General features: G+C 56.2%; 11 protein-coding genes and 1 tRNA gene. 4 read left to right on the top strand and 8 right to left on the bottom strand.

From position 1 onward, the window contains the following. Positions 1–45 precede the first annotated feature (45 nt). Entirely contained in the window at positions 46–1014 is a 969-nt protein-coding gene (locus tag MIH18_RS07875) for an asparaginase domain-containing protein (protein ID WP_249007777.1), read from the top strand. A gap of 176 nt (positions 1015–1190) precedes the next feature. Here the strand turns inward: MIH18_RS07875 and ychF are convergent, their stop codons facing one another. From ychF to MIH18_RS07835, 8 genes are all read right to left on the bottom strand, one after another. Beyond that, a complete protein-coding gene (gene ychF, locus MIH18_RS07870; protein WP_249007778.1) occupies positions 1191–2282 on the bottom strand; it encodes a redox-regulated ATPase YchF in 1092 nt (363 codons plus the stop codon). Positions 2283–2399: 117 nt separating this feature from the next. Then, a complete protein-coding gene (pth, locus tag MIH18_RS07865) occupies positions 2400–2990 on the bottom strand; it encodes an aminoacyl-tRNA hydrolase (RefSeq protein WP_249007779.1) in 591 nt (196 codons plus the stop codon). Between the two features lie 21 nt (positions 2991–3011). Continuing rightward, on the bottom strand, positions 3012–3647 hold the full coding sequence (locus tag MIH18_RS07860; protein ID WP_249007780.1) for a 50S ribosomal protein L25/general stress protein Ctc: 636 nt from the start codon (positions 3645–3647) through the stop codon (positions 3012–3014). Between the two features lie 186 nt (positions 3648–3833). Beyond that, entirely contained in the window at positions 3834–4784 is a 951-nt protein-coding gene (locus MIH18_RS07855; RefSeq protein WP_249007781.1) for a ribose-phosphate diphosphokinase, read from the bottom strand. A gap of 52 nt (positions 4785–4836) precedes the next feature. Continuing rightward, positions 4837–4911, bottom strand: a tRNA-Gln gene (locus MIH18_RS07850). Positions 4912–4930: 19 nt separating this feature from the next. Next, positions 4931–5818, bottom strand: a complete 888-nt coding sequence (gene ispE, locus MIH18_RS07845; RefSeq protein WP_249014271.1) for a 4-(cytidine 5'-diphospho)-2-C-methyl-D-erythritol kinase — start codon at positions 5816–5818, stop codon at positions 4931–4933. Positions 5819–5922: 104 nt separating this feature from the next. Next, a complete protein-coding gene (lolB, locus tag MIH18_RS07840; RefSeq protein ID WP_349292902.1) occupies positions 5923–6528 on the bottom strand; it encodes a lipoprotein insertase outer membrane protein LolB in 606 nt (201 codons plus the stop codon). A 50-nt stretch (positions 6529–6578) separates the two neighbouring features. Next, on the bottom strand, positions 6579–8444 hold the full coding sequence (locus MIH18_RS07835) for a tetratricopeptide repeat protein (RefSeq protein ID WP_249014270.1): 1866 nt from the start codon (positions 8442–8444) through the stop codon (positions 6579–6581). A 206-nt stretch (positions 8445–8650) separates the two neighbouring features. On the opposite strand from MIH18_RS07835, the gene hemA reads away from it, so the two are divergent. Genes hemA through prmC form a run of 3 tightly spaced genes read left to right on the top strand, consistent with a single transcriptional unit; the run spans position 8651 to position 11959 of the window. Further along, the gene (hemA, locus tag MIH18_RS07830; protein ID WP_249014269.1) at positions 8651–9940 is read left to right on the top strand and encodes a glutamyl-tRNA reductase; all 1290 of its coding nucleotides are present in this window, start codon (positions 8651–8653) and stop codon (positions 9938–9940) included. Further along, a complete protein-coding gene (prfA, locus tag MIH18_RS07825) occupies positions 9937–11025 on the top strand; it encodes a peptide chain release factor 1 (RefSeq protein ID WP_249014268.1) in 1089 nt (362 codons plus the stop codon). Before hemA ends, prfA begins: the two co-directional genes overlap by 4 nt. Continuing rightward, positions 11015–11959 carry a peptide chain release factor N(5)-glutamine methyltransferase gene (gene prmC, locus MIH18_RS07820; RefSeq protein ID WP_249014267.1) on the top strand — a complete coding sequence of 315 codons (945 nt, stop codon included), beginning with the start codon at positions 11015–11017 and terminating at the stop codon, positions 11957–11959. The genes prfA and prmC overlap by 11 nt, the downstream gene beginning before the upstream one ends. Positions 11960–11961: the final 2 nt, after the last annotated feature.

The following is an 11961-nucleotide window of genomic DNA, read 5'->3' as shown; positions in this document are numbered from 1 at the left end:
ACTTTGCGATCGAACATCCTGACCATTTTTCCTGAAGATATAGATATGAAAAATACCGTAGTACTTATTTCACTGGGCGGCACCATCGCCAGTCTTCCGGGCAGCTCGGGAGGGGCGATTGCGGGTGCTCTTTCAGGTAAAGAATTGATGGACAAGTTGCAGATTAAAAGCGACGGTCCGGTTGAAGTGATCACTCTTTGCCAGAAGCCCAGTAATGCCATTACCACTGAAGACCTGCTGCAGCTCAGAGTGTTGTGTCTTGAGTTGTCCCAGCGCAAAGATGTGGCCGGGTTGGTGGTGTCCCAAGGCACAGACACCCTCGAAGATACCGCTTATTTTCTCGACACAAGCCTGGCGCTTGAAGACACGGCGCTTGTGGTCACCGGCGCTCAACGCGTGCCCTATGCCACGGGCTCAGATGCCGGCCCCAATCTTCGCGATGCGTTGAAGGTAGCGAATGCACCGCAGGCACGGGGCGCCGGCGTATTGGTGGTGTTCAATGAGGAAATTCATGCGGCAAGCTCTGTGCGTAAACTCAGCAGCTATCAGCTTAATGGCTTTGGTTCACCGGGTATCGGGCCCGTGGGGTTTGTCGATGGCGATGAGGTCAGGCTCACCAAGCGGGTGCAGCGCTTGAGTGCCATTGCGCCAGGCGAGCAACTGCCGCGGGTGGATATTCTTCCGGTGGCGATTGGCGCATCGCCCGCCCTGCTTGAAGCAGCGGTGGCCAGCGGTGCCCAAGGGTTGGTGATAGACGCTGTCGGCCGTGGACATGTTCCGCCGAACTGGATGAAACCGCTGGGTGTTTTGAGAGCCGCGGGCGTTCCTGTGGCGGTCGTGTCTTCTACCCAATGGGGCAGGCTTGCAGAAGTTTATGAGTACCGGGGATCACTGGCTGAACAGGTCGCGATAGGCGTGCTCAAGGCCAGTCACCTTAATGCTAGAAAGGCCCGCCTGAGGCTTATGTGCGCCTTGTCGTGCAATATGCCAATCGATCAGTCGCTATTTTCCTGACAACCTGGCTTCCCATTATAATAGCGACCGTTTCAGACTCTTCGAAAAGCGTTGAGTGTTCTTGAGAGGCTAGACCTGACCGATTACCGCTGTGTAGAGTTATTTATAATTGATAGCGGGCTCACCCCGCCGCGACGCATGACTTGGTCAAGGTTCGGCGGGGCCCGTTATTCTAGTCAGACATTAAAGCGGAAGTGCACCACGTCGCCGTTTTTCACGATGTATTCTTTGCCTTCCAGGCGCCATTTTCCGGCGTCTTTAGCGCCCGCTTCACCTTTGAACTGGATGAAGTCTTCGTAGCCAATCACCTCGGCACGAATGAAGCCACGTTCGAAATCGGTGTGAATCACGGCAGCCGCCTGGGGCGCAGTGGCGCCAATTTTAACGGTCCAGGCGCGCACTTCTTTCACACCGGCGGTGAAGTAGGTTTGCAGGCCAAGCAAGCCGTAGCCGGCACGAATTACGCGGTCCAGCCCGGGCTCTCCCATGCCCATCTCATCAAGGAACATGCTTTTTTCGTCGTCTTCCAATTCGGAGATTTCTGCTTCAATTTTGTTGCAAATGGGCACTACCACAGCGTTTTCAGCAGCGGCAATTTTGCGCACGGTGTCCAGGTAAGGGTTGTTCTCGAAGCCGTCTTCCGCCACGTTGGCGATGTACATGGTGGGCTTGATGGTCAGCAGGCACAGCTCGCGAATCAGCAGCAACTCGTCTTTATTCAGGCCCATGCCGCGCACGGGTTTGCCTTCGTTCAGAACCGGCAGCAAGCGTTCAAAAATATCCAACTGGGCCTTGGCTTCTTTGTCGCCGCCTTTGGCGATTCGTTGTACCCGCCTGATGGCTTTTTCCACAGTGTCCATGTCGGCCAACGCCAGCTCGGTGTTGATCACTTCTATGTCGTCTGCTGGGTCTATCTTGTTCGACACGTGAATCACGTTGCTGTCGTCAAAACACCGTACAACATGGGCAATGGCTTCGGTCTGGCGGATGTTGGCCAGAAACTGGTTGCCCAGCCCTTCACCTTTAGAGGCGCCGGCGACCAGCCCGGCAATATCCACAAACTCCATGGTGGTTGGCACAACACGCTGAGGCTTAACAATCTCGGCCAGTTTGGTCAGGCGCGGGTCGGGCATAGCGACTACGCCGGCGTTGGGCTCGATGGTGCAGAACGGAAAGTTTTCTGCGCCAATGCCTGCTTTGGTCAGTGCGTTGAACAGGGTAGATTTGCCGACGTTGGGAAGGCCGACGATGCCGCAGTTAAATCCCATGGAGTGCCTCTGATGCTGCTGAAAAATGTGCCTCGGGGACAGATTTAAAATCTGTCCCCGCTGTGTGGGTTCGTGCTGAGGGACAGATTTCAAATCTGTCCCTTGTTTAAGCGTGTGTCAGGCGTTGGCGTCAAAGCCGTGCAGTCGGTTCATGGCCGCAGCCATGTTGCCGTTGGCGGCGTCTGGCAATACGCGCATGGTTTCATCGAAGACCGCATTCAGCGCTTCGGCTTCCTGTTTGCCCAGGCGTCCCAATACATAGCCGGTCACTTGGCGGGCTTCACCAGGGTGGCCAATGCCAAGTCGCAAGCGCTGAAAATCGTTGGTGCCAAGGTGTGCAATGCTGTCGCGCAAACCATTATGACCGCCGTGGCCGCCACCTTTTTTCAGTTTCGCAGTGCCCGGAGGGAAATCAAGTTCGTCGTGGGCGATCAGAATCTGTTCGGGGGGTATCTTAAAAAAGTCTGCCAGGGCTTTTACCGACAAACCGCTGCGATTCATGAACGTTAAGGGGTTCAGTAAATGCAGTTCCAGGCCTTGCCATTGAATACGGGCATACAGGCCGTGGTATTTCTTTTCAAGGCGAAGCGCCTGACCCGCATCGCGGGCCAGTGCCTCAACGAAGAGGGCGCCGGCATTATGGCGGGTATTCTCGTAATCGGCACCAGGGTTACCCAGTCCAACCACCATGACAATATCCTGTGCCATCTGCCGTCGTCCCCGCAGTGATTACTGCTTGTCTTCGCCTTCTTCTTCATCTTCAACGGTGTCAGATTTAACACCTTTAGGCTTGTTGATGGTAACAACAGCCTGGTCGTGTTCTGCGCCGTGCTGCAGTGCAGGAATACGAACGCCTTCTGGAAGCTTCAGGTCGCTCATGTGCACAATGCCATCCATCTCGACGTCAAACAGGTCGATTTCGATGAACTCAGGCAGCTTTTCTGGCAAACAGGCGACTTCTACCTGGGTCATCAAACGGAAAGCAACACCGCCAAAGGTTTTGATGGCTGGAGCACTTTCTTCGTTCACCAGGTGCAGCGGTACGTGAACGAAGATTTCTTCGTCTTTGTTAACGCGCTGGAAGTCAGCGTGGCTCAGCAACGGCTTGTACGGATGACGCTGCAGATCCTTCAGGATAACGCTTTCTTTTTCGCCGTTCAGTTCAATGGTCAAAACGCGGGAGTAAAAGGCTTCGTTTTCAAGCGCTTTTTTCAGCTCGTTGTGCCAGATTGCGATGGGCGTAGCATCTTTATGACCACCGTAGATGATGGCCGGGATTTTACGCTCTTCGCGACGCAGGCGGCGGCTCGCACCTCTCCCCTGGTCGTCACGAGGAAATGCTTCAATTACAAAGTCCTGAGACATGGTAAGTATCCTTATCGTCATCTGCACGGCCCGCGACCAGGCTCTTTACAGATGAGGTTTTAAAAAGCCGGCGGTGCCAGCTATGAAAAGGTACGGGAGCCGTTGTGGCTCCCGTACCGGTATTTGCTTTTGCGGTCTATTTGAAGCTGTTCCGATTATTCGGAACGGTTCAAAAATCAGATCGACTTAGACGTTCTCGAACATGGCACTGATAGATTCTTCGTTGCTAACGCGGCGAATAGATTCCGCAAGCAGACCGGCCATACTGAGGGGGCGGATTCTATCACACTGCCGGGCTTTGTCACCCAGAGGAATGGTATCGCACACCACCAGTTCGTCTAATTCGGAGTTGTTGATGTTTTCGATGGCCTTGCCTGACAGCACCGGGTGGGTAATGTAGGCCACAACCCGCGATGCTCCGTGCTTTTTCAAGGCTTCAGCGGCTTTACACAGCGTGCCGGCGGTATCAACAATGTCGTCAACCAGAATGCAAACTTTGCCACGCACATCACCAATAATGTGCATCACCTGAGACACATTGGCCTTGGGGCGACGCTTGTCGATGATCGCAAGGTCTGCGTCATCCAGGCGCTTGGCCACGGCGCGGGCCCGTACAACACCGCCAACGTCGGGCGACACCACAACAAAGTTTTCAAAACGCTGCTTTTCAATATCTTCAATCAGTACCGGTGTGGCGTAAATATTGTCCACCGGAATGTCGAAGAAGCCTTGAATCTGATCGGCGTGCAAGTCTACGGTCAGTACCCGGTCTACACCGATGCTGGAAATCATGTCAGCAACCACTTTGGCGCTGATGGCAACACGGCTGGAACGAACCCGGCGATCCTGACGGGCGTAGCCGTAGTAGGGGATAACCGCGGTGATACGTGATGCGGAGGCCCGGCGCAAGGCGTCGGCCATCACAATCAGCTCCATCAGATTGTCGTTGGTGGGGTGGCACGTAGGCTGGATGATAAAAACATCGTGGCCACGTACATTTTCGTTAATTTCAACGGTGGTTTCACCATCGCTAAAACATCCAACTGTCGCGTTGCCAACTGGAATATGGAGTTGCTTGGAGATTGCATGGGCAAGGTCAGGATTGGCGTTGCCGGCAAAAATCATTAACTTGGACACGATAGCATCCTTCTCGGTATCGGCGTGTGATTCAGAAGAAGCGGGAGAAAGATGGCTGGGGTGGCAGGATTCGAACCTGCGCATGACGGGATCAAAACCCGTTGCCTTACCACTTGGCGACACCCCAGTGTCGTGCTTATTTGGCATCATTTTAGCTCTGCTAGTTTCTGGTGTAGAGGTGAATGATTCACCCCTCTAGCTACGAAACCCTTGATGCCGGAGGGTCTGCTTTCCCAGATGATCCGGGCTGCGGATTCTGTCGGGAAACGGCCAAAAATGCAAGCCCCTGTTCCGGTTAATCTTGCAGGTCCGAATTGCGAAAGCCAATCCAGACTTTTGGCGACATCAGGATACAGTTCACGAACCGTTGCTTCACAGTCGTTTTTGTACCTCGAGGCGTCTCCCTCAAAAGCGGGCGCTATTGTCATTTTTGGAGTGTTCCTTGTCAACCCTATTGCCGAAAAAATCTTGGCAGTCTGAATGTCGCATTCGGGTTTCAGCACCACAAACCAGTCCTGTGGCGGGTTTGCAGGCGTTAGCTGTTCACCGACGCTTTCGCCGATGGCTGCGCGGCCGCGTACAAAAACCGGCACATCGGCGCCCAATTCCAGGCCCAGTTCTGCCAGAGCGTCTTCGTCATGGCCAAGCTGCCACAGGTAATTCAGCGCCAGCAGAGTGGTTGCGGCGTTCGAACTACCGCCGCCCAAACCACCGCCCATAGGCAGTTTTTTGCAGATACTGATGGTTACACCGGGCAACTGCGCCAGCGCGTTCCCGGCCAATGCGTGAGCAGCCTTGATGATTAGGTTGTTGGCATCGGCTACCCCGGGCATCGATTGCGCCAGGCGCACGCCGGGCTTATCGGGAGTCAGCTCGAAGGTCAGTTCATCGCCGTAGTCCAGAAACTGGAATAGGGTTTGAAGCAGGTGGTACCCGTCAGCGCGGCGGCCATTGATGTGCAAGAACAGGTTGATCTTTGCCGGCGCCGGCAGGGTGATCGTCGTCATAGTGATGGCCGCTATTGTTGCCGTCATAGTTTCTGTCAGAGTTGTTTTGAGAGTTGTTTTGAGAGTTGTTTTGGGAGTTACCTTGAGAGTTACCTTGAGAGTGATCTTGAGAGCTGCATCGCGAGTTACCGTCAACGCTGGAGGGGCTGCCAGTCAGTGATTGCCATGCGCACACGTTTCTCGCCCTTGGTGGCAGTGATGCGGGCGGGCAGTGCCGGCAGTTCTGCACTGGCGCTGTACCAGCGATCGTATTGGATATACCAGCCGCTCTGGCGAATAGCCACCAGTTCCCCGGTGCTGTCGAACAGCAGGCGGTAGTCGCCATCGGGCGCGGTTAGGCCCCGCACCCACCAGGTCAGCTGGTTCAGTGGCAGGCGCCAGCCCGTCGCCGCCAGTACCAGCTCGTCTGGTTCAGTGGACTGGTAACGCTCGCCGTTGGCCAGTGTCAGTTCAATAAAGTCAGGTGAGCCTTTCAGTCGGGTGCGGCCCATGCCCAGAAAAGCAGACGACAGGGTCAGGTCATAGTCTTCGTTGTGCTGTACCCATTGGTTAATCAGCGCGCTGCCGCTGTCAGAAGGTTGCTTGACGGCGAGTTTGCCGGTCAGTTGCCAATGGTCAAGATTCTGCCGCTGGCGCACTGTGTCTGCCCACGATGCCGGCGGTTGGTCGGTCAGGCCCTCCGGCAAGGGTTCCAGAATAATCGTGCTACAGGCGCTCAGCGTAGCCAGTACAAGCATTAAAACAGCGTGGCGCAACCGTGCTTTGGTCAATGTTAAAAAAAACACGGTTATTCGCCAGCCGTAGCATCAACAGCGTCGGTATTTGGTACCGGCTGCGAGCCTAACCGCTCAATGGTTTCCAGCAACACTTCGTGCTGGGGGTCTTGTTTTAATCCCTGTTCCCAGATAATGCGCGCCTGCTCGTCGGCGCCGGTCATCCACAAGACTTCGCCGTAATGGGCGGCTACTTCAGGATCTGGGAAGGCGGTCCATGCGCGGGACAGGTAATCCAGAGCCTGTTGCAATTTGCCTTCGCGGTACAGTAGCCAGCCCATGCTGTCGAGAATGGCCGGGTTTTCGGGCTCCAGTTTCAGCGCTCGCCCAATTAACTGCCGGGCCTCAAAAAGACGCTCGGTGCGAATGATCAGAATGTACCCGAGAGCGTTCAAAGCCACTGCGTTGTCGGCGTCGTCGCGCACAATCTGCTCTAAGTCTTGCACCGCTTCGGCGGTATTGCCCTGACTGTCCATCATCATGGCGCGAGCGTAACGAATCTGGATGTTGTCCGGGTGCTGCAGTAGCGCCTGCTCAATGGCCTCGGCGCTTTGCTGTTGCTGCCCCTGCTCCAGCAGCAGGTTGATTTCAATCATCCACAGTGCTTCGGAGCGCCCGGGGTTGGTTTGGCGTAATCGCTGTATGGCATCAACCGCTTGCTCGAGCTCGCCGGTTTCAGCCAACAAGGTGCTGGCTCTGGCTTGGGCGGGCAGGTAGTAGACGCCCTCGCCCACAGCTTGGTAGTAGTTAATCGCCTGTACACGTTGATTCTCATTGTCTGCCAGTTGGCCTAAATAATAGTTGGCTTCAGCGGCTTGCTGGCCGCGGTTCAGCAAAAAGGTCAGCTCTTTGCGGGCTATGTCTCCCTGCTGGTTTTCAATCGCCACCAGCGCGTGGGACAGGCGCAGTTCAGACATGTCCGGGTAGCGCGCAACCAGCCGCTCGAATTCGTCTTGCGCGGCTTGCAATTCGCCCTCATTAACCAGCATGCGGCCGTACAGAGCGCCCATTTGCCGGTTGCCGGGAAAGCGCCGGGTATTGGTCATCAGGTGGTCAAGCGCGGCGCGTTTCCGGTCGCTGCTGTACAATAGGTCGCCTTTTAAAATGATGGCCGGTTGGAACGTGGGGTGTTTTTTCAGCAGCGTTTGCAGTCGCGCCAGTGCCGGCTGCGGCATGTCGCGTATTTTCATCAATAGGGCAATACTGTATTCCAGCTCTGGACTGTCGCTGTGGCGCTCGGCCAAATTCAGATACAGCGACAACAATTGCTGCTGGCGCTCAGCCGGCAGGCTGCCTGCCATGGCTGCCAGGCTGTCAAGGTCGGCGTCTCCGCCGAGCTCCATAATTCGTTCCATGTGCACCAGTGCCAGTGCCAGATCATTACTTTTTACCGCCTGAATGGCGGCAGAACGGTGGGCCTCAATGCTGTCGGGTTCTACTTCCAGCCACAATTTCACCAGCTCCTGCTGGGCGTTGTCGCTGTTCAGGGATTGGGCGATGCGAGTTGCCCGCTCAATAACGCCGACATCACGGGAAACCTGGGCGGCCCGCACGTAGTGGCCCAAAGTGATATCATAGCGACCGCGCTGAGCGGCAATTTCTGCAGAGGTCAACAGGTAGAGGACCTCAGGCTCGAAATTCCCGTACACCGGCGTAGAGTCGGGCGCCACAGAGGCGGGCATAGAATTGGGTGCAGAGGCACTCGATTCGGCGACATCCACGTCTGGATTGACGTTATCAAAGCCCGAAAGGCTGCTGCAGCCCGAAATCGCCAGGCCCAGCAGGCCGGTGGCCAGAACACGATGAAGGTTGTGATGGCGAGTGGAAAGACGATTGCCATCAACTGCGCGGTAAAAAAGCCCGAAAAAGAATGTTTGCATGCAAAATTCCGTATGTTGAGCAGGCGTAAAACCCGATGTGGAGCGCCAAAACCGTATAATGGCATAACCGCCAGATGTTGCCTAACGTGTCCGCACTTGCCGCAGCGCAAGGCTTATGGGTGGCAGCGCGGCCTTCAGACCGTTAAAATACAGGTAATATTAAAATTTCATTAATCGCAAAGCGCGCAGGGTTGTTGAATTACAAAATGGCACTGGTAACGCTTGGTATTAATCATCGCACGGCGCCTGTAGCAATTCGCGAGCGGGTGGCGTTCACCCCTGAGCGCATGGCCGAGGCATTTGCCGAGCTGCGCGTGGCTGCCGGAGCAACCGAGGCGGCCATACTTTCGACCTGTAACCGCACCGAAATTTATCTCGCAGCTGATGAAGATTGTGCCCCGTTGATATTGCGCTGGTTGGCCGGTTTTCACAACGTTGATGCTGGCGATTTGGAAGACGTGATTTACGTGCATCACGATAGTGAGGCGGTGCGCCACCTGATGCGGGTAGCGGCCGGGCTGGATTCCATGGTTTTGGGAGAGCCGCAGATACTGGGTCAGCTTAAAGACGCCTATGCCCTGGCGCGGGAACACAAGTCCTGCGGCTCGTTTCTGGCGCGCCTGTTCGAGCACACTTTCTCGGTAGCCAAACGAGTTCGCACCCAAACCGCTATTGGCGAAAATCCGGTTTCTGTCGCCTACGCGGCGGTCAGCATGGCCAATCGCATTTTTGCCGATATGTCGCGCAACAAAGCGCTGCTGATCGGCGCCGGCAAAACCATCGAACTGGTTGCCCGCCACCTGGCAGACGCCGGCGTGAAAGATTTCCTGGTAGCCAACCGTACCCTGGAGCGGGCGCAAACGTTGGCGCAGGTCCACGGCGGTAAAGGCATATTGTTGTCTGGCATCGCCGAACACCTGCACGAAGTGGACATTATCATCTCGTCCACCGCCAGTCCGCTGCCCGTTCTTGGCAAAGGCACCGTGGAGCGGGCTCTGAAAAAGCGTAAGCACCAGCCCTTTTTCATGGTGGATATTGCCGTTCCGCGGGACATAGAACCGGAAGTGGCCGAACTCGACGACGTGTATCTTTACACCGTTGACGACCTGCGCCAGGTGATTGAAGAGAACATTCGCTCCCGTGAGGGTGCCGCCCGGGAAGCCGAAAACCTGATTGACCTGGGTGTGCAGGAATTTCTGAACCAGCTGCGCGCACTGGACGCCGTATTCACCTTGAAGCAGTTCCGCCAGCGAGCCGAAGACCTGCGCGACGCCGAAACTGAAAAAGCGCTGCGCTCCTTACGCAACGGCGCCGACCCAGAAACCGTGGTGCGCAGCCTGGCTCGTGGTATTACCAACAAGTTGCTACACCAACCGTCAATTCAGGTACGCAAGGCCACTACGGCCGGGCGCACCGAGGTCACCGAATGGTTGCGGGAATTGCACCAGCTTGATGCAGAAGAAACCGACCATAAGACCCCCGTTGGAAAACTATGAAGCCGTCTATTCAGTCTCGCCTTGAACAGCTTGTTGAACGTTTTGAAGAAGTCAGTGCCTTGCTCAGCGATGCCGGCGTGATCGCCAATCAGAATAAATTTCGCGAACTGTCCCGCGAATACGCCGAAATAGAGCCAGTGGTGCAGTGCTTTCAGGCCTGGCAGCACTCCCTTGTGGACATCAGCGAAGCTCGCGAACTGGCCAAAGATGGCGACGCCGACATGCGTGAAATGGCGGAAGAAGAACTGCATGTCGCCCAGCAAACCAGCGAAGATCTGGACGCAGAGCTGCAGGGCCTGATGCTGCCAAAAGACCCGAACGACGGCAAAAACGTGTTTTTGGAAGTGCGCGCCGGCACCGGCGGCGACGAAGCTGCCATATTTGCCGGCGATCTGTTCCGCATGTACAGCCGTTTTGCCGAGCGCCGGCGCTGGCAGGTGGAAATTCTCAGCGCCAGTGAAGGCGAACACGGCGGTTACAAAGAAGTGATTGCCCGGGTGGCCGGCAGCGGCGTCTACGGCACGCTGAAATTTGAATCCGGTGTGCATCGCGTGCAACGGGTGCCGGAAACCGAATCCCAGGGCCGCATTCATACCTCGGCCTGCACTGTGGCTGTTATGCCTGAAGCCGACGAAGCCGAAGCTATAGAAATTAATAAGGGCGACTTGCGGGTAGACACCTTTCGCGCCTCTGGTGCAGGCGGCCAGCACGTTAACAAAACCGACTCTGCTATCCGTATTACCCATTTGCCAAGCGGATTGGTAGTGGAGTGCCAGGAAGAACGCTCGCAGCACAAGAACCGCGCTAAAGCCATGAGCCTGTTGGCGTCGCGACTGCAAAATATTGAAACCGACCGTGCCCACCAGAGCATGTCGGAAACCCGTAAAAGCCTGGTGGGCAGCGGCGATCGCTCCGAGCGCATTCGCACCTACAATTTTCCCCAAAGCCGGGTGACCGATCATCGCATCAACCTGACGCTGTACAAGCTGGATGAAGTGATTGCGGGCGATCTGGATTCGGTGGTCAAGCCACTGGTGCAAGAGCACCAGGCCGAGCTGCTGGCTGCGCTGGCCGATGACCGCTGATTCTACTGATGACCCGGGCACTTTTTATCCAGGCGCTTTCGGCCCCGCCACTTTTAATCCAGCCACCTTACGCTGTGACGAGTTGCTACGCGCCGCTGCGAGCCGCATCGGCAGTGATTCGCCCCAGCTAGACGCCGAGCTGTTACTGGCCCAGATAACCGGATGGTCCCGAACCCGCTTCCGCGCTTTTCCCGAACAACAGGTCAGCCGTGTGCAAGCGGCCGCGTTTGAGCAGCTTGTGGACAAGCGCGCGGCTGGCGAACCCGTTGCTTATGTGCTGGGACAGCAGGAGTTCTGGTCACTGCCGTTGCAGGTGAGCGCCGCCACGTTGATTCCACGGCCCGATACCGAATGTGTGGTCGAGCAGGCGCTGACCCTGGACTTGCCAGCCCGGGCGCGGGTTTTGGATTTGGGCACAGGTACCGGCGCCATTGCCCTGGCGCTGGCCAGCGAACGGCCTGATTGGGACATAACCGCCAGTGATTATATGGATGACGCTGTAGCCTTGGCGCAGAGCAACGCAGCGGCGCTGAACCTGCCAATTCAGGTGGTGAAAAGCCATTGGTTTGACCAGCTCGTGGCTGCCTGTGTTGATCAGGGTTTTGATTTGATTGTGTCGAACCCGCCTTATATTGCCAGCACCGACCATCATCTGAGTGAAGGCGACGTTCGTTTTGAGCCGGCTTCTGCGCTGGTATCGGGTGCCGATGGCCTGGATGACATCCGCCATATTGTGGCCGCCGCGCCCAGCTGGCTGAACGCTGGCGGTTGGCTGCTGCTAGAGCATGGTTATGATCAAGCGCAGGCGGTGCAGGCATTGCTTCAGCAACAGAGCTTTGACCAAGTACACAGCCGCCAGGATTACGGCCGTAATGATCGAATGACCCTTGGCCGGACACCCCACCCAAGGGACAGATTTCAAATCTGTCCCTGATC

Source organism: Marinobacter sp. M3C (assembly GCF_023311895.1).
Classification (GTDB): Bacteria; Pseudomonadota; Gammaproteobacteria; order Pseudomonadales; family Oleiphilaceae; genus Marinobacter.
This window is presented reverse-complemented; position numbering and strand designations above follow the sequence as displayed.

Excerpts from the sequence above, each read along its gene's own strand:
- MIH18_RS07875 (WP_249007777.1), top strand. The coding sequence starts at position 46 with ATGAAAAATACCGTAGTACTTATTTCACTGGGCGGCACCATCGCCAGT.
- ychF (WP_249007778.1), bottom strand. The coding sequence starts at position 2,282 with ATGGGATTTAACTGCGGCATCGTCGGCCTTCCCAACGTCGGCAAATCT.
- pth (WP_249007779.1), bottom strand. The coding sequence starts at position 2,990 with ATGGCACAGGATATTGTCATGGTGGTTGGACTGGGTAACCCTGGTGCC.
- MIH18_RS07860 (WP_249007780.1), bottom strand. The coding sequence starts at position 3,647 with ATGTCTCAGGACTTTGTAATTGAAGCATTTCCTCGTGACGACCAGGGG.
- ispE (WP_249014271.1), bottom strand. The coding sequence starts at position 5,818 with ATGACGGCAACAATAGCGGCCATCACTATGACGACGATCACCCTGCCG.
- lolB (WP_349292902.1), bottom strand. The coding sequence starts at position 6,528 with ATGCTTGTACTGGCTACGCTGAGCGCCTGTAGCACGATTATTCTGGAA.
- MIH18_RS07835 (WP_249014270.1), bottom strand. The coding sequence starts at position 8,444 with ATGCAAACATTCTTTTTCGGGCTTTTTTACCGCGCAGTTGATGGCAAT.
- hemA (WP_249014269.1), top strand. The coding sequence starts at position 8,651 with ATGGCACTGGTAACGCTTGGTATTAATCATCGCACGGCGCCTGTAGCA.
- prfA (WP_249014268.1), top strand. The coding sequence starts at position 9,937 with ATGAAGCCGTCTATTCAGTCTCGCCTTGAACAGCTTGTTGAACGTTTT.
- prmC (WP_249014267.1), top strand. The coding sequence starts at position 11,015 with ATGACCGCTGATTCTACTGATGACCCGGGCACTTTTTATCCAGGCGCT.